The sequence below is a fragment of the Aliterella atlantica CENA595 genome, from assembly GCF_000952155.1.
Taxonomy (GTDB): domain Bacteria; phylum Cyanobacteriota; class Cyanobacteriia; order Cyanobacteriales; family Chroococcidiopsidaceae; genus Aliterella; species Aliterella atlantica.
On record NZ_JYON01000003.1, the window covers coordinates 254,376 to 276,703 of the forward strand.

Annotated in this window: 23 protein-coding genes; 10 read left to right on the forward strand and 13 right to left on the reverse strand. The window is 42.9% G+C overall.

Annotation, left to right across the window (positions count from 1 at the left end; genetic code table 11):
* Positions 1–156: 156 nt before the first annotated feature.
* The 4 genes from UH38_RS05095 to rodA form a co-directional block, all read right to left on the reverse strand.
* Positions 157–2,310, reverse strand: coding sequence for a cation:proton antiporter domain-containing protein (locus UH38_RS05095; RefSeq protein ID WP_045053530.1), 2,154 nt, complete (start codon positions 2,308–2,310; stop codon positions 157–159).
* Between the two features lie 176 nt (positions 2,311–2,486).
* Positions 2,487–3,137, reverse strand: coding sequence for an HAS-barrel domain-containing protein (locus UH38_RS05100; protein WP_045053531.1), 651 nt, complete (start codon positions 3,135–3,137; stop codon positions 2,487–2,489).
* 72 nt (positions 3,138–3,209) lie between these two features.
* Entirely contained in the window at positions 3,210–3,410 is a 201-nt protein-coding gene (locus UH38_RS05105) for an NAD(P)H dehydrogenase subunit NdhS (protein ID WP_045053532.1), read from the reverse strand.
* A gap of 9 nt (positions 3,411–3,419) precedes the next feature.
* Complete coding sequence (gene rodA, locus UH38_RS05110) at positions 3,420–4,676, reverse strand: rod shape-determining protein RodA (protein WP_045053533.1); 1,257 nt, start codon at positions 4,674–4,676, stop codon at positions 3,420–3,422.
* 253 nt (positions 4,677–4,929) lie between these two features.
* Between rodA and UH38_RS05115 the strand changes: the two genes are divergently transcribed.
* Together UH38_RS05115 and UH38_RS05120 are read left to right on the forward strand one after the other, a co-directional pair.
* Positions 4,930–5,526 carry a TetR/AcrR family transcriptional regulator gene (locus UH38_RS05115; protein ID WP_045053534.1) on the forward strand — a complete coding sequence of 199 codons (597 nt, stop codon included), beginning with the start codon at positions 4,930–4,932 and terminating at the stop codon, positions 5,524–5,526.
* Entirely contained in the window at positions 5,523–6,362 is an 840-nt protein-coding gene (locus tag UH38_RS05120; protein WP_045053535.1) for an alpha/beta fold hydrolase, read from the forward strand. The genes UH38_RS05115 and UH38_RS05120 overlap by 4 nt, the downstream gene beginning before the upstream one ends.
* A 58-nt stretch (positions 6,363–6,420) precedes the next feature.
* On the opposite strand, the gene UH38_RS05125 is transcribed toward UH38_RS05120, so the two are convergent.
* Positions 6,421–7,491: an Mrp/NBP35 family ATP-binding protein gene (locus tag UH38_RS05125; RefSeq protein WP_045053536.1), complete on the reverse strand. Its 1,071-nt coding sequence runs from the start codon at positions 7,489–7,491 to the stop codon at positions 6,421–6,423.
* A gap of 124 nt (positions 7,492–7,615) precedes the next feature.
* Complete coding sequence (locus UH38_RS05130) at positions 7,616–8,128, reverse strand: hypothetical protein (protein WP_045053537.1); 513 nt, start codon at positions 8,126–8,128, stop codon at positions 7,616–7,618.
* A gap of 326 nt (positions 8,129–8,454) precedes the next feature.
* On the opposite strand from UH38_RS05130, the gene hemF reads away from it, so the two are divergent.
* The 3 genes from hemF to UH38_RS05145 all read left to right on the forward strand — a co-directional run bounded on the left by hemF (position 8,455) and on the right by UH38_RS05145 (position 10,209).
* Complete coding sequence (gene hemF / locus UH38_RS05135) at positions 8,455–9,474, forward strand: oxygen-dependent coproporphyrinogen oxidase (protein WP_045053538.1); 1,020 nt, start codon at positions 8,455–8,457, stop codon at positions 9,472–9,474.
* A gap of 100 nt (positions 9,475–9,574) precedes the next feature.
* Positions 9,575–9,919 carry a DUF2499 domain-containing protein gene (locus UH38_RS05140; RefSeq protein ID WP_045053539.1) on the forward strand — a complete coding sequence of 115 codons (345 nt, stop codon included), beginning with the start codon at positions 9,575–9,577 and terminating at the stop codon, positions 9,917–9,919.
* Positions 9,919–10,209: a DUF3593 domain-containing protein gene (locus UH38_RS05145; protein ID WP_045053540.1), complete on the forward strand. Its 291-nt coding sequence runs from the start codon at positions 9,919–9,921 to the stop codon at positions 10,207–10,209. The genes UH38_RS05140 and UH38_RS05145 overlap by 1 nt, the downstream gene beginning before the upstream one ends.
* A 49-nt stretch (positions 10,210–10,258) precedes the next feature.
* Here UH38_RS05145 and UH38_RS05150 read toward each other — a convergent pair whose 3' ends face one another.
* The 3 genes from UH38_RS05150 to UH38_RS05160 form a co-directional block, all read right to left on the reverse strand.
* A complete protein-coding gene (locus UH38_RS05150; RefSeq protein WP_045053541.1) occupies positions 10,259–11,236 on the reverse strand; it encodes a glutathione S-transferase family protein in 978 nt (325 codons plus the stop codon).
* A 139-nt stretch (positions 11,237–11,375) separates the two neighbouring features.
* Positions 11,376–11,666, reverse strand: a complete 291-nt coding sequence (gatC, locus tag UH38_RS05155; RefSeq protein ID WP_045053542.1) for an Asp-tRNA(Asn)/Glu-tRNA(Gln) amidotransferase subunit GatC — start codon at positions 11,664–11,666, stop codon at positions 11,376–11,378.
* 65 nt (positions 11,667–11,731) lie between these two features.
* Positions 11,732–12,253, reverse strand: coding sequence for a photosystem I assembly protein Ycf3 (locus UH38_RS05160; RefSeq protein ID WP_045053543.1), 522 nt, complete (start codon positions 12,251–12,253; stop codon positions 11,732–11,734).
* A gap of 350 nt (positions 12,254–12,603) precedes the next feature.
* On the opposite strand from UH38_RS05160, the gene UH38_RS05165 reads away from it, so the two are divergent.
* Complete coding sequence (locus UH38_RS05165; protein ID WP_045053544.1) at positions 12,604–13,146, forward strand: outer membrane beta-barrel protein; 543 nt, start codon at positions 12,604–12,606, stop codon at positions 13,144–13,146.
* 47 nt (positions 13,147–13,193) lie between these two features.
* Here the strand turns inward: UH38_RS05165 and UH38_RS05170 are convergent, their stop codons facing one another.
* Entirely contained in the window at positions 13,194–13,907 is a 714-nt protein-coding gene (locus UH38_RS05170) for a helix-turn-helix transcriptional regulator (RefSeq protein WP_045053545.1), read from the reverse strand.
* 130 nt (positions 13,908–14,037) lie between these two features.
* Between UH38_RS05170 and UH38_RS05175 the strand changes: the two genes are divergently transcribed.
* Entirely contained in the window at positions 14,038–14,859 is an 822-nt protein-coding gene (locus tag UH38_RS05175) for a sulfurtransferase (protein WP_045053546.1), read from the forward strand.
* On the opposite strand, the gene UH38_RS05180 is transcribed toward UH38_RS05175, so the two are convergent.
* Complete coding sequence (locus UH38_RS05180; protein ID WP_045053547.1) at positions 14,856–15,608, reverse strand: isoprenyl transferase; 753 nt, start codon at positions 15,606–15,608, stop codon at positions 14,856–14,858. The genes UH38_RS05175 and UH38_RS05180 overlap by 4 nt on opposite strands.
* A gap of 27 nt (positions 15,609–15,635) precedes the next feature.
* The gene (locus UH38_RS05185; RefSeq protein ID WP_045053548.1) at positions 15,636–16,625 is read right to left on the reverse strand and encodes a ferritin family protein; all 990 of its coding nucleotides are present in this window, start codon (positions 16,623–16,625) and stop codon (positions 15,636–15,638) included.
* A 199-nt stretch (positions 16,626–16,824) separates the two neighbouring features.
* On the opposite strand from UH38_RS05185, the gene UH38_RS05190 reads away from it, so the two are divergent.
* The 3 genes from UH38_RS05190 (at position 16,825) to ggt (ending at position 21,936) form a co-directional block, all read left to right on the forward strand.
* Positions 16,825–19,167, forward strand: coding sequence for an NB-ARC domain-containing protein (locus UH38_RS05190; RefSeq protein ID WP_045053549.1), 2,343 nt, complete (start codon positions 16,825–16,827; stop codon positions 19,165–19,167).
* Between the two features lie 154 nt (positions 19,168–19,321).
* Entirely contained in the window at positions 19,322–20,059 is a 738-nt protein-coding gene (locus UH38_RS05195; protein WP_045053550.1) for a hypothetical protein, read from the forward strand.
* Positions 20,060–20,211: 152 nt separating this feature from the next.
* The gene (gene ggt, locus UH38_RS05200; RefSeq protein ID WP_052672260.1) at positions 20,212–21,936 is read left to right on the forward strand and encodes a gamma-glutamyltransferase; all 1,725 of its coding nucleotides are present in this window, start codon (positions 20,212–20,214) and stop codon (positions 21,934–21,936) included.
* Here ggt and UH38_RS05205 read toward each other — a convergent pair.
* Positions 21,923–22,183, reverse strand: a complete 261-nt coding sequence (locus UH38_RS05205) for a hypothetical protein (RefSeq protein ID WP_045053551.1) — start codon at positions 22,181–22,183, stop codon at positions 21,923–21,925. The two genes, ggt and UH38_RS05205, sit on opposite strands and share 14 nt — an antisense overlap.
* Between the last annotated feature and the right edge of the window lie 145 nt (positions 22,184–22,328).

Genomic DNA, 22,328 nt, shown 5'->3' on the forward strand with positions numbered 1-22,328 from the left:
TTCTAAACAATCATTGTCTAAATTAACTAGCAAACTAGCAAATATTCGCTAAAAAAGCACGCTAGGGAGAAGAGAGCAGGGGGTGCAGGGGAGGCAGGGGGGAAAGTTTTTCTTTGCCCTCCTTTTCCCAACTAAGTAATGCAACTGATTAACTGGTCACTGGTCACTGGTCACTGTTTTAACGCGAACTAACTGGCGCTTGTTGGGGGCGATCGCAGGGATATCTTGCTGGGGTTCTCCAAGGAGGACAATTGAGCAAGTCAAAGTATTAGATAATTGAGCATTGAGATCGCTAATCGCTAAAACACCTGCGCTGTTGCGGCGCTGCATAGAACGCAGGATAACTAAATCGTAGTCTTTGGCGGCTATAGCGATCGCCCCAGCTACATTGTCGTTGGGTGTAACTTGAATTTCTATTGGATAAGGTAAGCCTAATTTGCCAACTATTAAAGATAGTTGCGATCGCATCCAAGCTTTTTTACTTTCGCTAGCGCGACGTTCGCAGACGTGCAATACAGTTATTTGCGCGTCGTTTGCTGCTGCTAAGATACTGGCAAATTTAACTGGTTGAATTGCACGTTGTGTCAGGTTCTCAACCGGAACCAAAATGCGGCGGATATCTTTGGGCGAAGTCAATAGGCGCGATACGGCTACCGGACAATGAGTTGCCCATAAAATGCTATCAATGACGTTGCCGAATAAACGCGATCTAATTCCGGTGCGTTTGCCCCAACCCATAACAATTACGCTAGCATTTTGTTCGCGGCTAGCGCGGGTAATACCTTGGGCGATCGCATCATCAATTCTCAATAATGGCTCTGCTTCTACCCCTAGTTCTCGACTCATTTGAGCGGCATTATTTAACAGTTCCAAGCTTCTTTGATAAGCAGTATCTACTTGAGGCGTATTCATGTGTACTGATGCTTTAGCGATCGCTAAGGGGATAATTCTCCCTGACGATTGCCTTGCTAGCAATGCGGCAAATTCTATTAGATATTGCTCTGTTTGAGGATTGTAAACTGGGACTACGACAGTAAACTTGCCATTTTCTTGCCTATAAGGGTCATTTTCAACCACCGCCGTCTCTGTTTGTAAGTCAGTTGCGGCGACTGGAACTAAACTAGCTGCAACGCGGCTGGTAATTAATGGTCCTAAAGTTGCCGTTACTAGCATTAAGACGATGACGCTATTAAGTACACCTTCAGTTAGCAATCCTGCTCTGTAACCGACTAATGTAGCAGCTAGAGTAGCCCCTACTTGTGGCATCGATAAAGACCACATTGCTAGAAGCTCGTTCAAATTGTAGCGATATACGAGTTTTGCTAGGAATGCTGCTATGAATTTACTGGAAATTAGACCGACAACGATCGCTAAAGTTAGCCAAATAGTGCTGAGGCTCTTGACGAAAGCAGGTAAATCTATCAGCAAGCCTAAGTCTACAAAGAAAATCGGAATAAATAGAACGTTACCAACAAATACTACTTTTTCTTTAACAGGTCCTTCACCAACTACATCATTTACTGCTAATCCCGCTAAAAAAGCACCAACAATTTTTTCTACACCGATTAATTGAGCGCCTACAGCCGAGAGAAAGACAGCTAGTAATACAAACAAAAACTGGTTGCCTTCATCATCTCCAGTACGCCGGAAAAATTCTTTACCCGCCCTATCAAAGCCAAACAAAACTATGGCAGAGTAGACGACTAACGAGCCGATCAAAGTTATCAAGCGCACTATGGTAAAGTCGCCTGCGTTAATTGCCACACAAACAGCTAAAACTAACAAAGCGCCAATGTCTGTAAAAATAGTTGCGCCAATTGTCACAACTACCGCTTCGTTAGCAACTGCGCCTATGCGACTGACAATAGGGTAAGCAAGTAAAGTATGAGATGCAAATAACGAACCGATTAATATTGATGCATTCCAGCCAAAACCAAAAACTCGCCCTACTATCGTTCCCATAATTAGGGGGACGATAAATGTAAAAGTCCCAAATACCAAAGAGCGATTTTTAGTACGGCGAAACTGCTCCATATCAACTTCTAGCCCTGAAACAAACATTAGGTAAACAAGCCCAATGTCTGACAGTAATTCCATTGTCGGCAGGTCATTTTGCAGTACGTTCAAGCCGTTAGTACCAAGCAATACTCCCGCAGCTAGCAAGCCAACTAATCCTGGCAGTTTTAGCTTCTCAAATACAATAGGTACAACTAGAATGACGACCAGCAAAATCGCAAACGGTACAATTGGTTCGTTGCCAAGAACGTCTGTTGCTGGTTCTACAGCAAGTAGTTGTGAGATTAAGAGCATAAATATGGCTGGGTGTAGAAACGCCAAAGTTGTATATATACAACAATTGCCGTCATTGTTGACTGGAAATTAATGCTAATTTAAAGCAGGTTTATTTTAAGGAAGAATGCTGTAAATAATTTTTTCAGCGCTTAAAATTACCAACATACTAGAATCAAACGAGTTTAAATAACTCTCTAGGGATGGATTTGGCTCAAAATTACTTTCAAGCGATCGTAGTCGTCTTTAAGGAGAATGCTGAGAGTTCTGCCAGCTTTGACTAGCCAAGGGCGATCGCCATGACGTAATTGATAAATATGACGAATAGCGGCGGCTGTCAAGGCTTCTTGAGGTGTGCCATTAATTTGCAGTAATGTACGTAAAAAATCTAGCTGTTCGCTAAACTCAACAATTTCCTGAGCATCGCAATGATAAACTGCTTGGTGAATTTGTGGCGGACGTGGTGGCAAATATTGATAAAGAGTAGTGCTTCTAGGTTCTAATTGCTGCTTAAATCCGACAATTGCCGCCCGAAACTCAGTTTTGAGCATGGCAAATATCTGAGGTTGTTGTTCGCGCAAGTCTTGCAACGATAAGCCTAAAGCCCTTGCCCGATGGACCGAATCGATGGGCATTGTTGTAGCATGATAAACCACAGCATAAACTTGATTGCCCGATTCTTCGTCGGTAGATTTTACCCAACTACCAAACGGTGGCATTACAGGAAAGCTCAAGTCTTCAGGATCTAGACATTGAGCCAAAAATTCGGCTGTCGAAGTTTCGATCACTTCAGCAATGTGATGTGGAGAGCGATCGCTTGTAGTAAATTGGGGTAAGGGAAGACGCATAATAAGTCGTAATTTTTAATTCGTAAGGCGTGATTATCCTACGATTGAATGCGATCGCTCTAATTGCTGCAATTATTTTGCTTTTTTGCGCCCTGCTGTTACTTCTACTGCCGATAAGTCAGACAGTTTGAAGGTAATTATCTTATCCCAATTACCGCCTTCAAATAAAACGGCAACTTTCCCGTCAGTTACTCTTTGGACTAGCCCTTGATAGCCATAGTAGGTATCGTTGGCATTAGTTACGCGCACTGTTGCACCAGGTAATATTAACATTTTTCCTAATTAGTAAAATTTGAGCCGTTGCCGATAATTTGCTACTGATTCTACTATGCCTAGAGCAATAAAATTCGTCAGCATTGCCGATCGCCCGTAGCTAACTAAGGGTAGAGGTATACCTGTTACAGGTGCAAGTCCGATTGTCATGCTGATATTAACAATTACCTGAAACACTAGCATTGACAATACACCAACTGCTAGCAAAGAACCAAAATTGTCTTTGGCAGTACGAGCAATATGTAGCAAACGCCAGCAAATGAGCCAAAACACAAATAATACTGCCAAGCAGCCGACAAAGCCTAGTTCTTCACCAATTGCTGAGAAAATAAAGTCTGTATGCTGTTCGGGAATAAAATTAAGCTGAGTTTGAGTACCGTTATTTAACCCTTGTCCCCAGCGTTCGCCTGCACCGATAGCAATCCGCGATTGAATCAAATGGTAGCCACCGCCCAAGGGGTCTTTTTCGGGGTTGAGAAATAAGATGATGCGGTCTTTTTGATAGTCTTTTAATACGTTCCAAAGGATACTGCCCAATTCCCCAGCTAACAAGTTAACTACGACAGCGCCAACTGCTCCTATGCGCTGCCAAGGTAAAGTAAGATAGGCGATCGCACACATGGCGATCGTCCACACTACCCAGCCAGGCAAAAATACATTAAACAAAATTACCGAAACAAGAGGCGAAGCTAGCAATATCAACCATCCAGGGTTAGCATTACCCCAATAAAGCATTCCTAAAGTAATTGCCCCAAATACTAAAGAAGTACCCAAGTCTGGCTGCAAAAATACTAATGCCCAAGGTACGGCGGTAATTGCTAAAGCTTTTAAGAAAGCGGGCATGGTTGACGCTGTTTTTGCTTGTAAAATCGCCGCTAGTGTGATGATAACTCCTACTTTGGCAAATTCTGAAGGTTGGAGGTTGAAGCCAGCAATTGAGATCCAGCGTTGCGCCCCTTTGGCGGAAGTTCCGATTACCATCACTGCAATCAAGCTAATGTTAGTAATGCTGTAGATGAACCAATGTAACTGGAGTAAGTTTTCATAACGCCAACGGGCGATAAACATAGCTACAGTCAAGCCTACACCGCCTACTAGCCAGTGCTGCCACCAGTCTGTAAGTCCCTGATTTAATTCGGTGCTGCGAATCATAATGCCGCCAAATAGTGACATTCCTACGCAAAGGGCAAGCAGCCACCAATCTATTTGCTTCCAAGCCGCGAACAAATATTGCCAGCGAATTTTATACGGTGACTTTCTTAGCATTTATGGAATAGGGGCGATTGAGTAAGGATAGAGCGATTAAAAACTATTTATCGAGATTGGATTAAATTTAACTAGCTTTATACTTTTAGCTTTGCGTAAAAATAATGCTGGCATTTAATTTCCTTTATAAATTAAATCTACTTTAATTTTTAGCTTCCCGAAGGCTCGATTGAAACCGCTCATCTTCCAACTACTTGACTAGCTAAGACTGTTAGCTTTAAGCTAAGGCTGTTAGCTTATTTGGTTCTATGCCTTGGGTCGTCCTGTTAAAGAGAAAACATTGAGCCAGCAAGATATTATTAATGCTGCGATCGCCTGCTTGGAGCAAGAGGGTGAATTGGCATTAGGAGTACATCGAGTTGCACGAGAAATTGGGATTAAGCCACCCTCTATATACAAGCATTTTGATGGCAATGCTGCACTTAAGGAAGCAGTAACGTTAGAGATTTGGCGACGATTTATCAGCCACTACCGACGTGCTGCCACAGGAATAGACGAGCCAGAAGAACAATTACATCAAATTGGGTACGCTATCCGAGATTTCGCACGACAGCATCCGATTCTATGGCGCGTCATGGCACAAGTGCGCGTAGATGCGAGTGTAGATGCTTTCAAAAATATCGTGCATGAAATTGCCAGTTTCTATACGAGTGCGTTGAGAAGCTACAGCTTCAATGCAGATGAACTGGTAGATGCTATTCGCATTTTTCATGCAGCAGTGTATGGCTTTATTCAGGCAGAGAGTTCGGGAATGTTTGTACTTTCACGCCCAACTACTGCTAGTTTCGACGTGATGCTAAGTGTGATGACCGAAGCTTTGAACGCGCTCGCCACGAGAAATCAGCCATGATCCAAACCCCTGCTGACCAATTTATTCGAGTTAATGGCATTAATACTCGTTATTGGCAAGTTGGCAATCAAGGAACTTCAGTTCTGTTTGTTCACGGTGCTGGAGCTTCAATTGATTACTGGTACAAAAATGTTTTTGAGCTTGCCCAAAATCATCGAGTATATGCTCTCGATTTAGTAGGCTCTGGCAAATCAGATAAGCCAGATACAACTTATACCTACGACGATCTCGCCCAATTTGTTATCGAATTTGTGGATGCAGTTGGGTTATCGCAGTTATCTTTAGTGGCAACTTCTGGTGGCGGAGCGATCGCCCTCAAGCTAACATCAGCGTACCCAGATCGCGTACAAAAATTGGTATTAGCCAATTGTGCCGGATTAGGGAAATCTGTTGGCTTTGGCATGAGAGTTTCAGCTATTCCAGGAGTCGGTGAAGCCTTAAACAAACCTAGCATTGCAACTGCCAAATTTCTCATACATCAATGCTTCTACGCTCCTCAACTTTTTCTCACAGATGAGGTTATCGATCTCGTCTATCGGAACATACCTGTAGAAGTGTTGAAGTTTCAATTGCGGACATTTCGCACTGCTGCGAACTTTTTGGGCATGAAATCAGCGTTTTTGAGCAGTATTAGGGAGTGTCTTAGCAAAATTCATTGTCCAACACTTGTTCTGTGGGGCAAGCAAGATCGAGTGATTCCGGTTAAATACGCACAAGTAGCAGTGCAAGCAATTCCTAATGCCAAGCTACAACTTTTTGATGAATGCGGACACTTGATTTATATAGAATGCTCTGATGCTTTCAATAAGCAAGTCTTAGCGTTTTTAGGTGAATAAATACGTCTGCTTAGAAGATAGGGACACATCTATTAAGTGTCCCTAAATCATTCTTGACCTAAGTTAAAGCGGCTACTGAGACTTTACCTGCAATATTAAGCGCGATCGCTGTTAAGGCTTTGGCTGATGCTGACTCGGGTTCGGCGATGACAATCGGAATTCCGCGATCGCCTCCTTGTCTTAAAGATATCTCCAAAGGCACGCAGCCCAGTAAAGGTACGCCCATTTCCTTGGCTGTTTTTTCCCCGCCTCCAGAACCAAAAATGTCGTAGTGCTTATCTGGCATATCTGGAGGTACGAAATAGCTCATATTTTCTACTATGCCTAAAACTGGTACGCGCATTTGCTCGAACATCCGCAAGCCTTTACGAGAATCGAGTAAGGCAACAGTTTGCGGTGTGGTGACAATTACTGCTCCCGCCATTGGTACGGCTTGAGTTAAAGTTAGTTGAGCATCTCCCGTTCCTGGCGGCATATCGACGATTAGATAATCTAATTCTCCCCACTCTACTTGATAGAGAAACTGGCGAATTACGCCGTTTAACATCGGTCCGCGCCACACCACAGGCTGATCTGGGTCAATTAAAAAACCCATTGAAACAAGCTTTACGCCATGATTGAAGGCAGGTTCTAGGATCTCTCCTTGTTTGCCTTCGCGTACCATAATCTTTGCTTCTGCAAGTCCTAGCATTGTTGGCGCATTAGGACCGTAGATATCAGCATCTAATAAGCCGACTTTTGCCCCAGTTTGCGCTAAAGCAACAGCAATATTCACAGCAATCGAACTTTTGCCTACACCACCTTTACCAGAGGAAATTGCCAAGATATTTTTTACGCCAGCAATACCAGTGCGATCGGGTAAGCTTTTTTGTTGAGGAGTTTCGGCTGTGACATCTACCAGTACCTCAGTTACTCCTGGTAATGTTTTTACAGCTTTTTGACAGTCTTCGACAATAAATTCGCGCAACGGACAAGCTGGAGTTGTTAGCACCAAAGTAAAGCTAACTTTACCGCCGTCAATATGAATATTGCGAATCATATTCATTTCTACCAGACTCTTACGCAATTCTGGATCTTGAACTGGTCGCAATACTTCTAATACAGAATTAGCATTAAGGGTTTCAATCATGGCTTTTTTGAAGAAAGGAAGCACTAATATTAGGGATGTACGCGCAAATACTCCCTAATGCATCTTAACTTCCTAAGTAGAGCGATCGCTTTGTTTGGCAAATATCCAAATCTATGACTGCCATTCAAAACTCAAAACTATTTTTGGGTTTTTGGCTAACTCCAGGTAGAGTTGCCTTTTCTGCTGCTGCTGCTAAAGCTGCTGCTACTTGTGCTGCATGACGACGTGAGAAAGACCAAACTAGCGGCGACAGCCAACCTTTTAAGGTGACTGAATAAGAAATACAATTACCGCAAACACTCGATTCTATCCGGTAAGTTACTCGTTCTTCTACGCCTGGAATGGCAATTACTCTTACACTTAGCAATTCTCCAGGTCTAACCATCTCCACAAAAATGCGGACGGGAATTGGACCTAAGCGCGTTACAGCTTGATAAATTAAACCAGGCTTTGGTACTAAGCCGTTAGGAACGTTGGTTTTGGATAGAATAGGATGCCAAGATACATCAGCTAAGTCCACTACTTTTTGCCAAAGTTCGTCTACAGAAGCAGAACTAATAGCTTCATAAGTGCGCGCTAGAGAACAGCGAAACCAACGATGTTTGCGGTGGATGAATTTGGAAATACATTTGTGCATTATTCGGCAAGCGTCCTCCCTAAGCCCTGATTTAATTCGTAATTCGTAATTCGTAATTCGCGCATTAAGACTAATAATTAACGATTTCTTAACTTAGTCTCTCCCACCTCTGGATCTGTCGTTAGACTTACTTGGATGGCTACGTTACCTAAAAATTTATTAACGTTGAGGAGGCGATCGCGCGTTAAGTCAGATTTGAGAGACAATAAATGGAGCGATCGCCAAAGCTAACTTTGTAAAACTCTAGCGGAACTGACAACTAACTGTGTTAGTTCTACCTAACAACCTGTTTAAAAATTAACTTTTGTTTAAATTAAGTTGTAATTATGACCATTGCTTCAAGTTCCTCGCCAACAACGTCAACTGCATTGCCTCCTACTGATGCTAAAGATCGAGTCAGACAGCTAATGCAAGGGCTGCAAGATGAAATTTGTCAAGCCCTAGAACAGCTTGATGGAGTAAGTTTGTTTCGTCAAGACTCTTGGGATAGAGAAGAAGGCGGCGGCGGGCGATCGCGTGTAATGCGTGATGGCGGTATATTTGAACAAGGTGGAGTAGGCTTTTCTGAGGTCTGGGGTTCGCATTTGCCACCGTCAATTTTGGCGCAACGCCCTGATGCTAAAGGACATAAATGGTTTGCTACAGGTACATCAATGGTCTTGCACCCGCGCAATCCTTACATACCTACAGTTCACCTCAATTATCGTTATTTTGAAGCTGGTCCTGTTTGGTGGTTTGGTGGCGGGATAGATTTAACGCCTTATTATCCTTTTAGGGAGGATGTCGTCCACTTTCATTCCACCATGAAACAGGCAGCAGATGCCCATAACCCTGAATATTACCCAACATTTAAGCGTTGGTGCGATGAATACTTCTATTTAAAGCACCGCCAAGAAACTCGCGGCGTAGGCGGTATATTCTTCGATTATCAAGACGGACAAGGAGAATTATATCGCGGTCCAGACCCAGAAGGTCCGGCAGCCAATTACAGCAAGCAAGTTGGCGTACCTGCACAGCGCAATTGGGAAGAATTGTTTGTATTTGCCCGTGACTGCGGTAAAGCCTTTTTGCCAGCTTATACACCAATTGTAGAACGCCGCAAAAACATGGAATATGGCGATCGCGAACGCAATTTCCAATTATATCGGCGGGGACGTTACGTAGAATTTAACTTAGTCTACGACCGAGGCACAATTTTCGGGCTGCAAACCAACGGACGCACCGAGTCGATTTTGATGTCTTTACCGCCGTTAGTACGTTGGGAATACGGCTATCAGCCAGAACCGAATACACCTGAAGCCGAACTGTACGAAACCTACTTAAAGCCTCAAGATTGGCTTAAGTAGATAACTTAGACAAGGAAGACAAGGGGGACAAGGAAGACAATATGTAAGTTTATTGTTTTCTCCCTCTGCTCCCCTGCTCCCCCTGCTCCCCCTCTCTCCCATGCACGCTCTATCAATTCCTACTTGGATTATTCACGTTTCTAGCGTTATTGAGTGGATTAGCGCTATTTGGTTGATTTGGATGTATGGCGAAGTGACGCGCGAAAAATCTTGGTTTGCGCTATCTTTTGCTATGCTGCCTGCATTAATTAGTGCTATGTGCGCTTGTACTTGGCACTTTTTTGATAATGCTGAATCTTTGGAATGGGTGGTGACACTGCAAGCAGCGTTAACGTTGGTTGGTAACTTTACGCTTTTAGCAGCGGCGTGGTGGATTTGGCGGGCGACTAAATCTAACCAAGCTGCTAATGCTCAAATTAGCAATAATTCTTCTAAAATAGGGTAATGATTTCCAAAGAAGCTCTTTTTGCTTTATCTTTATTTCCCTATCTAGGTTTTTTGTGGTTTCTCAGCCGCGTAAAACCTATGCCTCGTTTAGCCCTAATTGGGTTTTATGGCACTCTAGTTTTTGTTGCTGTTACTATTCCTGCTGGGATTTACGCTCAAGTTCATTATCACGAGGCTTTAGCTAATGTAGATTGGCTGCATGGTTCAGCAGAACTGTTTTTAACGCTATCTAATATATTAATTGCCCTTGGCTTTAGGCAAGCTGTCAAAGCTCGTAGAGCAGGGTAGAAGGACACTTTTTTAGTTCTTTTTCCCTGCTTGGTTGCTCAAACTAAGGCTAAACTGCGACTGGTATGCGATCGCGATTGTGCGCCTCTGTAAAGTCTATTATTGGTCCTTTAGGGACAATTCTTGTTGGGTTAACGTTGGGATGGCTGCGGTAATAATGCCGTTTGATATGGTCTAAGTTACAGGTTTCTTGGACTCCACTGTATTGGTACAAGTCTTTGAGGTAGTTCCACAAGTTGGGATAATCTACAATCCGGCGCAAATTGCATTTGAAATGTACGTAATATACAGCGTCGAAGCGCAACAAAGTGGTAAACATAAACCAATCTGCTTCGGTAATGCGATCGCCGCATAAGTACCTTTGCTTTGCGAGTACGCCTTCCCAATGGTCAAGTGCTGCAAATAGTTCTGTTACTGCTTCATCATAAGCAGATTGGGTAGTAGCAAAACCAGCGCGATAAACGCCGTTATTGATTGGCTGATAAATAGCATCGCCAGTTTCATCAATAACTGTCTGCAAGTTTTCAGGATAGAAGTTGACTTTGTTCTTTGCATAAGCATCAAACTGGGTGTCAAACATCCTGACAATTTCACGAGATTCATTATTGACAATTGTGCCTGTTTGTTTGTCCCAAAGTACCGGAACTGTTACCCGTCCGCTATAGTTAGGGTCGGCTTTAAGATACACTTGCCATAGATAATTAGTATGGTTGACGGTATCGGCAATAGTACCAGGTTCAGTCTCAGAAAATTCCCAGCTATTTTGGTCAATTTCTGCTGCAACTACTGATAGACCAACTACATCTTCTAACCCCTTTAAACGGCGCGTTAGGGCGGTGCGGTGCGCCCAAGGACAAGCCCAAGATATGTATAGGTGGTAACGTCCAGGTTCGGCTTTGAAGCCGCTAGAACCATCAGCAGTAATTTTGTCGCGGAAAGTAGTAGAAGGGCGAACAAATTTACCTTGTTCGTCTTCTTGATCCCGCCTGGGAATCCATTTTCCATCTTTAAGGATACCTAAACCCATAATTGACCCCTATAATTACCAAAATTAATCTATATCCAGGCTTTTTAGCTAAATTCCTCGGATATAGCCCCTAATTTCTAATAGGAGCGAATTATGGCTTGAATGTCATCACTCTTAAGGCTAATGCATCAATATTAAATTATTCTGCATTGAGGATTTTGGGGACTCTAAAAAATTCGTCTTCTCGGTTAGGAGCGCTATTGAGCAGGGCTTCAGTATCGCTGTATGGATGCAGTTCATCGCTTCTAGTTACGTTGCTGACATCAATTGCTCGTGTTGTCGGCGGTACATCGGTAACATCAAGTTCGCTCAGTTGTTCAAAATAATCTAAGATACTGCCCAACTGAGTAGTAAATTTTTCTTCTTCTTCCGGCGTTAGTTCCAAACGGGCGAGTAAGGCAACTTTACGGACTTGTTCGCGATCGATCATAAAAGTAGAAATTTAAGAGTGTGTGCGGTGGGTTTTAGCATCCTACCAAACCCACCGCCAAGCAGCTAGAAATATATATCTATATTCGAGCGGCCTGTGGTTTTCAGCCAGTTTTGGGCTTCGAGGTAGTTGTTAGGAGCCATTCTAATTGCTCTTAGCCAATACTCAGCCGCTTTGTCATAATACCCTTCAGCGCCGTCAGCATCTCCGGCGGCTTTAGCTTGTTCGCCTTGATAGTGGTAAATTACGGCAATATTATTCAAAGCTTGGGGCAATCGTGGGTTAGATTCTAAAGCTTGCTCGTAGTGTTCTATAGCTTTATCATGTTCGCCATTGCTAGCAAAAATTAGTCCCATATTGTAGAGGATATAACTGCGATCGTTGGGATCTTCCTCTAACTCCAAAGCTTCGTTGTAATTGTCTAAAGCTTCGGCGTATTCGCCATCTGCTTGTGCTGACATTCCATCGCGGTAATAAACGAACGCTTCTTTAGCTTTTTTGTTGGTAGGCAAAATCTTTAAGATGATGTCTGCCATTACTGTAAAAGACTTGTCAATAAAATTATCGTTGCGCTGAGTTCTAGGCATATCTGTGTCTTATGATATTTCTGCTAATGGCTGAAGTTTAAATTATTTTGTCGCTTCTCAACGACCATTGTATTAATTATCAAGTATTGCAGCGATCGCTCCTGCACCTAGCCAGTCACTCTAACCAAAACTTTACCTCAATCATCTCCGAATATGTAACTTTTTGTGACACTATAACAACAGTACATTGACGTTAAATATTACGTATGCGAAGCGTTACTTTAGAAATGTGGCAATGGAAGGTACGACAAACAGTTTCCAAAAGCTAATAGATGTAGATAAGTTCTAGCTTTTGCGATAGTAACCATCATTGCGACGACAGACTTTATAACAGATGGTTAGACAGAATTATGAAACGCCTATTTCCAAGTGTGCTTGCCCTTTCTACTGTAGTTGCTCCTGTAATGCTCTTTGCTGGGAATGCTTCTGCTCAAACTGTTAGTCAACAGCCGACAGGTACTAACGCTAGCTATCTAGGTGCTGGTATTTCTGCTGGCGTTACTGATGGTGGTAGCCCAAGATACAATGATGACGCGCAATTTGGCGGCAACGTCCAAGGACGTTATGCTATCCCCAACACACCAATTTCAGCTAGAGGAGCGCTGTTATTTGGTGGCGAGACAGTCTCAGTTATCCCATCGCTATCTTACGACGTGCCTGTGAGCAACAATACCAACGTTTATCTGGGTGCTGGTTACTCTTTTGTTGGCAAAGATGGTCAATCCACTCCTTTAGGTAATAAGGATGCGGTTGTCTTGTCTACAGGTGTTGAATCTCAAGTCACTGACCAAGTTGTGCTTTACGGTGATGTGAAGTTAGGACTAGATGCCTACGAAGATAGTTCGGCTGCTGCTACTAGCCTTCAATTAGGTGCTGCTTACCGATTTAACTAACTTGAATTAGATTTAGAGGCGGTGCGATCGCACCGCCTCTTTTTTTGTCAAAAATTGCTGTAAGAATCTCTTTGCGCCCAAAGTTGTCCCACCATTTCCGCACGAGATGAAACATCAAGTTTGCGAAACATCCTTTTTAGCGCTTGCTTGACAGAATTTTCAGTAATCCAAAGTTCAGCGCCAATTTCGGCATTAGTAAACCCTTGAGCAACCAATTGGGCAATTTGGACTTCACGAGGCGTAAGGCGCAGTAGATCGTGTTTAAAGAGGCTAGGAGATTGATGAGAGCTTGCTTGCTGATGCGATCGCTTAATTGCTGCCCATGTAGATATATGCAAGCACAAAGCGCTTAAATCGGTCAGGTTTCGCCAATCAAAAGCTGACATTCCCTGGCTGCGAGTAACACCAACTATACCGATCAATTGCCCGTAGCTAACGATTGGTCCTGCCATTACGTGCCAATGATCGGCACGCGGACAAATTAACTGCCATACTTTAGGCGATGTTACCAAAGATTCGCACACAGGGGCGTGATGCTCTACTAAATAGCGGGCGATAGGATTGCGCTCGATAGATAAGGCAACATCTAGAATTTTTCTGAGCTTACTATCGGTTAAATCAAATTGGTCAAAGAAACACAACCCGCAGCGCGTAGCAGAAAAATACTCGCTCATACCTACTGCTAGTAATTGCGATCGCAATTCTTGCTCGTTTTTTGCCTTAGAAATTGCCTCAATCGCCGCTTGTAAAAAGTTCGCCATACGCAAAGTGTACTCGTTCGAGGACTAGGCTCAGTTAGGCAACCAGCTTATTTTAATTTTATGCGCGATCGCAGATAAAGCCCCAAGCTAAAAGCGGCGCTAGCTAACTACAAGCTTGAGCAGAAAATATATGCATGAAATTGTTGTTGATACCCAATGGCTAAACGAGCGGCTAAACGATCCTAATGTGCGCGTGGTTGAAGTTGATACCAGCCCAGAAACATTTAAAAACGCTCATATTCCTGGTGCTGTTTTCTGGAACACTTTTACCGATTTATTATTACCCGATTTGCAAATGAATCTCGATCCAACAGCTATGGCTCGACTTTTCGAGCGTTCTGGGATTACTAACGATACAACTGTGATTGCTTACGGTAGTTATCCTGGTACTGGTGCATGGATTTTGTGGCTGTTGAAAGCACTAGGACATCCTCACGTGCGCGTACTCAATGGCGGACATCAAAAATGGCTGGCAGAAAATCGCCCGATAAGTGCAGATTTAGCACAGTATGCTCCCACCCAGTACCACGTTCAAGCTCTCGATTCTAGTATGCGAATTTCTCAGCCAGAAGTTCGAGCAGCGATCGCTCAAAAAGAGAGCGTGTTATTAGATGTGCGTACGTCTCAAGAATATCGCGGTGAATACTTTTTGCTTAAACCGCCAGAACCAACAGAAAGATCAGGACATATTCCTGGTGCTGTGCATATAGAGCATTTACAGACTTTGAACGCGGATGGAACTTTTAAATCGCTCCAGCAATTGCAAGAACTATATAACAGTCATGGAGTTACTGCGGATAAAGAGATTATTCCCTATTGTGCTATTGGTGCGAGAGCAGGATATATATGGTTTGTACTGAAGTATTTGCTAGGTTATCCCCATGTTAGAAACTACGATGGTTCGTGGAATCAATGGAGTCGAATTGCTGATGCACCAGTAGAGAAATCTTAAGCAGAAGCAGCAATTTGACCAAAACGGCGATCGCGCTTCTGATACGCTAATAAAGCTTGATGAAAGGCAGCGCGGTCAAAATCAGGAAATAACAAATTAGTAAAATACATCTCTGTATAAGCTAATTGCCAGAGTAAGAAATTGCTCAGACGCATTTCGCCACTGGTGCGAATGAGCAAATCTGGATCGGGAGTATTTGCCGTGTAAAGATGTTGTGCAATCAGGTTTTCACTAATTTCCTCTAAGCTCAATTGTTCTTGTTGAACTTTACTTGCTATTTGATGGCAAACTCTAGTAATTTCGTTACGGCTGCCATAGTTGACGGCAATATTAAAGTCGATAGCTTGATTGTGCGCGGTTTCAACTAGCGATCGCCCGATCTGATTTTGCAAAGACTCAGGTAAAGCTGACAAATCCCCAATAAAAGATAGCCTAACTCCTTCTTTATGCATTTGGGCTAGTTCTTTCTTGAGCAACTTTTCAAACAGCATCAGCAAAAAATCTACTTCTGCAAATGGTCTTCGCCAGTTTTCAGTTGAAAATGCGTATACTGTTAGCGTCTTAATTCCCCAATCCTTGCAACAGCGCAATAGTTGTTTGAGCGCTCTTGCGCCTTGGCGATGTCCAGCAACGCGCGGTAATCCTTGTTTAGTAGCCCAACGCCCGTTACCATCCATAATTACAGCTACGTGTTGAGGTAAGAATTGCGGGTCTAAATCGATTGGTAATGTGGAAAAATCGCCACTCATATAATTTAGTAGACTCTAGTAGTTCAATTAGCGATTAGGTTTAGCAATGTTAGGTAACTGGTAACTGGTCACTGTCAAAGGTTCGCCGAACAGTGCTTGCAAGTATTCTGGGGTTAGGCTTTTGCTCCAACCCCAAAGACAATTGAGAATATAAATGCAGGTAAAGCTAAAAGTTGCTTTGTTAGTCAAAGACCAATTTTGCCAGTCCAACACCTCGCTCATGCGCTGCACAGTACCGAGCAAGCTACTACGGCTTTTGCTATATGTAGGACGCTGTTTGAGTAATGTACGTCCTATTTGCAGTAGTGAGTTTTCGGGAAAAGCCCAAATACCAAATCCCCAAAACTTGGTCATGTGGTTGATTTCATCTTTTACTAATTCTGCTAGAACTGCTTGCAATTGTCCGGTAGTATGCGCCATCAACCAGAGATAAAGACAGGTTGCGCCGTATTCAGTGGCGACACGGTGCAGTCCATGACGATAAAGGTCTGTGTAAGGATTGCTTGAAGGCTGATATTGTCTGACAGCGCGTTGATTTGGTGCTACTTTTTTGCCTGTTAGTTGGGTGTAGATTTTTATCAAGGCTGGGGTATGTTGGCGTTCTTCTTTTTCCCACAAACCAATCTCTAATAAAGATCCATCTTCTGCAATACCGCCAACAAAACGGGCGAGTTGGGGGTGTAAGGTGTTTAAATATTGCCTGCTTGTTTGCGTATAGCCGCGAATTGGTGCTTCTGTATCTATCGAGCCTAAGATAATAGCTAGAAATACTTCTGGGTTGATGCCAATAATTTGCTTTAGTTGAATAGACTGCCAATCGATCGCTTGCCAAGGTCGCGGCTGCGGGTTATCAAATTGGATGGGTAAATCTTGCAAGCGATCGCCTAGTTCTTCTTTTGCTAGATAATGCTTGACTAAGAACTTAATGCGCTCTTGAATTTGCTTGTAGTTAGGATACTGGTAATTCTGACCTGCCAAATCTGGCGCAGATAGATGGAGTTGCAGCGTGTCTAGCATATTTTTTAGGACTTGCTTCTATGCTTCACAGCCTATGAGATGTTAAAACTGCTTGTCAGTCGGTATAAGTAGGCAGTTTTTCAGCTTAGAAGGTCGGAAAAGTCGGAATTTGAACGCGGCGTAAAGTAGAAGCCTCATTATCTGCTTGCAGCTAAGAAGTAGCAAGTTATACTTAAGATTGATTCGTACTTAGCTAACTATGGACGCTGAAGCAGCATTAGCATGGGTAGATAATTTAGTTTTGACTAAGACTGGAGAACGCCTTTCTGCATTGCAATTAACTATTCTTCAGCAAGTTTGGCAAGGGCGCAAATATTTAGAAATTGCCCAATATTACGGTTATACAGAAGGACATATTAAAGATATTGGTTCCCAGTTGTGGCAGCTATTATCAAAAGAATTGGGCGAAAAAATTACTAAAATTAACTGTTGCAGCGCAATAGAGCGATATTTGCATTCAGGCGATCGCCAAATAACTCCTTCAATCCAACATAAGAGTAATAATTTTATAGGCAGAAGTGAAGCGATTGCTCATCTCAATAGCTTAGTCGCTCGTGGCAGCAAAGCGATCGTCATTCAGGGCGAGGGCGGTATAGGTAAAACAACTTTAGCGCAAGCATATCTGCACCAGCACTTTGAGGTAGTGTTAGAACTTTTGATGGCAAAGGAGACGCAAAACATTACCTCGGCTGAACGAGTAGTAGAAGAATGGCTAAAACAAGATTTGCAACAGGAGTCTGGCGTTGAATTTGGCGTTAATTTAGCAAGACTCAAAAGGCAACTGCAAACTCGTACAATTGGTATCCTCATCGATAACTTAGAACCTGCCTTAGCTCGTCAGGGACAGTTGATTTCGCAGCACCGCAGCTATGTAGAGCTATTGCGAGTTTTGACTGATTCTAGAGTACAAGCTGTAGTGCTAATTACCAGCCGCGATCGCCTGTCTGAACCTAGCATTCACATCGAACATTATCGCTTGCCTAGTTTGACTCAAGATGCATGGCAGCAGTTTTTTAGCAGTCGTGGAGTGTCTGTTGAGCCGTTAACCGTACAGCAAATGCATATTGCCTATGGTGGTAATGCTAAGGCAATGGGCATCCTCTGCGGGGCAATTCAAGCTGATTTTGCTGGTGATGCGAAGTCTTTTTGGCAAGAAAACCACCAAGACTTATTAGCGCCAACAGACTTAAAAAATTTAGTTGCAAGTCAAGTCAACCGCTTGCACAGTATCGATCCAAAAGCTTATCGTTTATTTTGCCGTTTGGGGTGCTATCGCTATCAGGATGTAGCAAAAATTCCCATTCAAGGCGTTATTGCTTTGCTTTGGGATGTACCAATTTCCGAGCAAAGACAAGTAATTGCATCTTTACGCAATCGCTCCTTGGTAGAATGCGATCGTGGGAAATATTACTTGCACCCAGTAATTTGCACAGAAGCGATCGCGCGGTTGCGAACTAGCGCAGAATGGTCAGTTGCGAACCATCAAGCTGCAGATTTTTGGACGAATAGCATTCAGACTATTGAGACAATTCAAGATGGCTTGCAGGCTTTAGAGGCGTATTATCACTATGTTGCTGTTGCCGATTTTGACTTAGCAGCTAGGGTAATTTTGAAAAGTAGAAATAATCAATGGCGGCAGTATTTACCTTTGGGTAGTACCTTGTATCGCTTGGGTTTGCTGCAACCTGTGTTAGCTGCAATTACGCAAATAATTGATAAGATTACAGGCGATCGCTACCGCAGTGAAATTTACAATATTTTAGGCGATCTTTACTGGATTGGGGGCAAAATTCATCTAGCTATTGATTGCCAAGAAAAAGCGATTGCGCTATCAACTCAAGCTTTGAACTCCCTAGATTTAGATAGTCAACATCCTATCTATTGTCTAAAAATGATCGAGATTGATTCTCTATTAAGCATTGGTTTATACAAAATAGATTTATGGGAATTAGTCGCAGCCGCCAATTTATTTAAACAAGTAATCGCGCTTGCCCAAAATACTCCTCATCATCGTTGGGCAGAAAAAGCAACTGTTTGTCTTGCTTTGATAAACTCTTATTTAGGTTTTACTCAAGAAGCTTATTTATTAGTAGAGCCTATTTATCAAGCTATTTTGACTGAAGAAGTACCGCAGTACACGGGCAGGTTTGCTTATTTTATTCAACTTCTCGGTCAAACATATTTCAATATGAGTGAATTAGAGAAAGCAAATCAAATGTATCATCGAGCTTTATATTTTTCTCAGCAAAGCAATTATACGCAAGTACAAGCAAAAACGCTCAATGCTTTAGCAGAACTAGACAGGCAGCATAATTCATTAACAGTAGCTATTGAGCGTCATTTAGCAGCTATAGATTTATTGATAAGTATTGGCGCAAAATGCGATTTAGCAGAAGCTTATTTTCAACTGAGTTTGACTTACAAAAAAATGAATAGGCAAGACGAAAGTATTATAAACTTCAATAGAGCAATTCAACTGTTTGCAAATATAAAAGCACCAAAACAAGTTGAGAAAATATCAAATTTAAAATGTATCAGTTAATAGTGCTTTTAGTAACATACAAAATATACATATTTAGTCTTGACTTTATAAATAAATAATAATAAGTTGAGTTCAAAATAATTATATTTTACAAACTATTTTTTACTAATTGTAGTTAGAAGCAATCTTGTTGCTCTAGTCATGGGGTATTATTATGCAGAAAATAAATCAAGCGCTAGTAACTACTTTATTCATTTCTCTAGGCTGGAGTGAAGCTGCTGGAGCGCGGATTGTTGATAGTATTAGTCCACCTACAGGCGCAGGTCTTGGCGATGTCTTGTGTCCGCAGGTACAAACTCCTGTTAATACGCCACTTCCTAACAACGATAACAGCTTAAACGCCAATCCAAATCAAATTCAAAACTTTCCTGGCTTATCTTGTACTCCTAAAAATTTTCGCTCTGTAGCGCCAATCGATACCCAGTTATTCGTTTCTCCATCAGGAGGAACAACCGAGTATTTGGTAAGTGAAACAGTTATTAATAATACTGACTCTATCTGGAGTGGTTTTAGCTTGAGTCTTGGTTTTGGTACTGGGGATAATTTCGCACCGCCTGAATTGATTCTTGTGCCTGTCGGTCAAGCAATTCCAGACTTTGATTTCAATGGTTCAGGTTCCGACCCTCAGCCTACATCATCCAAGTTTGGGCAAGTCCTTCAAGATGGTTCTTTTCGCATTGATTGGTCTGGCGGTACTATAGCGCCTGGTGAATCGGTAGATTTTAGCTTTGCTCTTGATGTTCCAGATGATGAAGGGGGAAATTTTTATAACTCTTTCACCATCCGCCAATCTCCGGTTGCCCAACCAGTACCCGAACCAGATTCTTTGCTTGGTATTCTAGCTGTAGCAGGTATTGTAGGTTCGCGTTTATTCCTCAAACACAAACGCTAAGAATAGTAATTTATAACAGAAGGCAAAGTGTAGCTTTATTTGTAGGGCGGGTTTTGAAAACGCACCCTACGCTGATTAGAAGGCTGCGATCGCATTGTGAAACATGGTATAGAAATATAAAAGACTGCAACGCCGCTTGTGGAGCATTGTTGATGGGTATTTTTTCAGTTGCGCGATCGCCTTTAACCTTTATTTCTATCAGTGCGATCGCTTTTGCACAACCAGCAACCGCTGCTTTTGTGACACCGCTACGCAGCCAAAGGGCGATGGTTGTTTCCGCCCATCCTTTAGCAAGTCAAGCTGGCTTAGAAATATTGCGCCAAGGTGGTAATGCTGTAGATGCAGCCGTAGCAACAACTTTTGCTATTTCTGTTGTCGAACCATTTTCCGCCGGAATTGGCGGGGGTGGTTTTTTGCTTTTGCACCAGGCAAATAAAGCAGATATGCAGGCGCTAGACTTTCGCGAACGCGCCCCATTGAAAGCTACCAGAAATATGTACTTGGATGCCCAAGGTAAGGTACGCCCAGATGCAAGTATAGATGGGTATTTATCAGTAGGCGTACCAGGTACAGTAGCAGGATTGTATCAGGTGCATCGCCAATATGGAAAATTGCCTTGGGCGAAATTAGTTGCCCCATCAATTCGCTATGCCCAAGATGGTTTTGTTGTATCGCAAAAGTTTGTGAATGCTGTAGAAATCCGCAAAAAAGCAATTCTGAATAACCGCGCAGCTACCCAAGTATTTACTCGCAATGGCAAGCCTTATGCAGTCGGCGACAAGCTAGTACAACGAGATTTGGCAAAGACACTACAACAAATCGCTGTTAATCCCCAAAGCTTTTATACCGGAAATATTGCCAGCGCGATCGCTTCTGATATGGCAAAAAATGGCGGTTTAATTACTCTAGAAGACTTAAAAACCTACAAACCAATCTGGCGCACTCCAGTTTGCGGCACTTTTAGGCAAGCGCGAGTTTGTTCGATGCCACCACCTTCATCGGGTGGAGTACACTTATTACAGATATTAAATCTGATTGGCAATACCGATTTCAAAGCTCAAGGCTGGCACAATCCAAATGTATTGCATCTAATGGTAGAAGCGATGCGTATTGCTTACGCCGATAGATCCGAATACTTAGGCGATCCTGATTTTGTCAAAGTGCCAGTACAACAACTAATTAGCCCAGAATATGCAGCGTTAAGGCGCAAAGAAATCCAGATGGATAGGGCGAGAGCTTCAACGCAAGTTAAGCCAGTAGACAAAGCAACTCTAGAACGTTTCACCACCAAAGAATCGCCCGATACTAGCCATTTAACTGTTGTCGATGCCCAGCGAAATGCAGTTAGCCTTACATTTACAGTCAATTATGGCTTTGGTTCTGGAGTAGTTACGCCAGGAACGGGGATTTTACTTAACGATGAAATGGATGATTTTGCTGCTGCACCTGGCGTTCCTAATGCTTACGGATTGGTAGGAGGAGATGCAAATGCGATCGCACCGCGCAAAACTCCCTTGTCTAGCATGACACCTACAATAGTTACCCAAAATAATCGTCTCAAAATGGCAACAGGTGCGCCTGGCGGAAGTACGATTATTACTACTGTGTTGCAAGTTATCCTCAATGTCCTAGCTTACGATATGGATGCTGGCGCTGCTGTTTCTGCTCCTCGCATCCACCACCAATGGCTCCCAGATGAACTACGGGTAGAACCATTTGGCTTAGATATTGCCACAATTACTGAGTTGCGACGACGCGGACATAAAGTAGAGGAGCGATCGCCCTGGGGAAATGCTAATGCGATTGTGGTCACTAGCGATGGTAAATTGGAGGGAGCCGCAGATCCGCGCGGTGAAGGTGCTGCTAGCGGTTATTAGGTACTTGAGTAGTTTCTACTCTACCAAATTCAAGCGATCGCGCACTAGGAACTAAAGTCCAACCTGCTTTCATTAGTTTTTGATAGGTTGCCCAACCTTTGGAACCTCCAGGCACGCGGTAGTCGGGTACGGCAATGTGAGGAAAAGCTGTGTAAGGTCGCCAACCTTGGTTTGTTTGTACTTGCAAATGCAGTATTTTTTCTCCGTCATTGCCCGACTTAGATAACCAGCACATTTGTCCTGCCATAGTGAAACTCCTCGATCGTACTAAAAGAAGTGAATCGATCTACGTAAGTAGATGGGGTGTAGGAAATTTATCGTATGTTTCGCAGTTATTCCTGGGAAAGTAGCTACTTTAAGGGGGAATTGTATCAATTTTGCTTTTTAGTTTG

Excerpts from the sequence above, each read along its gene's own strand:
- UH38_RS05095 (WP_045053530.1), bottom strand. The coding sequence starts at position 2,310 with ATGCTCTTAATCTCACAACTACTTGCTGTAGAACCAGCAACAGACGTT.
- UH38_RS05100 (WP_045053531.1), bottom strand. The coding sequence starts at position 3,137 with ATGCGTCTTCCCTTACCCCAATTTACTACAAGCGATCGCTCTCCACAT.
- UH38_RS05105 (WP_045053532.1), bottom strand. The coding sequence starts at position 3,410 with ATGTTAATATTACCTGGTGCAACAGTGCGCGTAACTAATGCCAACGAT.
- rodA (WP_045053533.1), bottom strand. The coding sequence starts at position 4,676 with ATGCTAAGAAAGTCACCGTATAAAATTCGCTGGCAATATTTGTTCGCG.
- UH38_RS05120 (WP_045053535.1), top strand. The coding sequence starts at position 5,523 with ATGATCCAAACCCCTGCTGACCAATTTATTCGAGTTAATGGCATTAAT.
- UH38_RS05125 (WP_045053536.1), bottom strand. The coding sequence starts at position 7,491 with ATGATTGAAACCCTTAATGCTAATTCTGTATTAGAAGTATTGCGACCA.
- UH38_RS05130 (WP_045053537.1), bottom strand. The coding sequence starts at position 8,128 with ATGCACAAATGTATTTCCAAATTCATCCACCGCAAACATCGTTGGTTT.
- hemF (WP_045053538.1), top strand. The coding sequence starts at position 8,455 with ATGACCATTGCTTCAAGTTCCTCGCCAACAACGTCAACTGCATTGCCT.
- UH38_RS05140 (WP_045053539.1), top strand. The coding sequence starts at position 9,575 with ATGCACGCTCTATCAATTCCTACTTGGATTATTCACGTTTCTAGCGTT.
- UH38_RS05145 (WP_045053540.1), top strand. The coding sequence starts at position 9,919 with ATGATTTCCAAAGAAGCTCTTTTTGCTTTATCTTTATTTCCCTATCTA.
- UH38_RS05150 (WP_045053541.1), bottom strand. The coding sequence starts at position 11,236 with ATGGGTTTAGGTATCCTTAAAGATGGAAAATGGATTCCCAGGCGGGAT.
- gatC (WP_045053542.1), bottom strand. The coding sequence starts at position 11,666 with ATGATCGATCGCGAACAAGTCCGTAAAGTTGCCTTACTCGCCCGTTTG.
- UH38_RS05160 (WP_045053543.1), bottom strand. The coding sequence starts at position 12,253 with ATGCCTAGAACTCAGCGCAACGATAATTTTATTGACAAGTCTTTTACA.
- UH38_RS05165 (WP_045053544.1), top strand. The coding sequence starts at position 12,604 with ATGAAACGCCTATTTCCAAGTGTGCTTGCCCTTTCTACTGTAGTTGCT.
- UH38_RS05170 (WP_045053545.1), bottom strand. The coding sequence starts at position 13,907 with ATGGCGAACTTTTTACAAGCGGCGATTGAGGCAATTTCTAAGGCAAAA.
- UH38_RS05175 (WP_045053546.1), top strand. The coding sequence starts at position 14,038 with ATGCATGAAATTGTTGTTGATACCCAATGGCTAAACGAGCGGCTAAAC.
- UH38_RS05180 (WP_045053547.1), bottom strand. The coding sequence starts at position 15,608 with ATGAGTGGCGATTTTTCCACATTACCAATCGATTTAGACCCGCAATTC.
- UH38_RS05185 (WP_045053548.1), bottom strand. The coding sequence starts at position 16,625 with ATGCTAGACACGCTGCAACTCCATCTATCTGCGCCAGATTTGGCAGGT.
- UH38_RS05190 (WP_045053549.1), top strand. The coding sequence starts at position 16,825 with ATGGACGCTGAAGCAGCATTAGCATGGGTAGATAATTTAGTTTTGACT.
- UH38_RS05195 (WP_045053550.1), top strand. The coding sequence starts at position 19,322 with ATGCAGAAAATAAATCAAGCGCTAGTAACTACTTTATTCATTTCTCTA.
- ggt (WP_052672260.1), top strand. The coding sequence starts at position 20,212 with ATGGGTATTTTTTCAGTTGCGCGATCGCCTTTAACCTTTATTTCTATC.
- UH38_RS05205 (WP_045053551.1), bottom strand. The coding sequence starts at position 22,183 with ATGGCAGGACAAATGTGCTGGTTATCTAAGTCGGGCAATGACGGAGAA.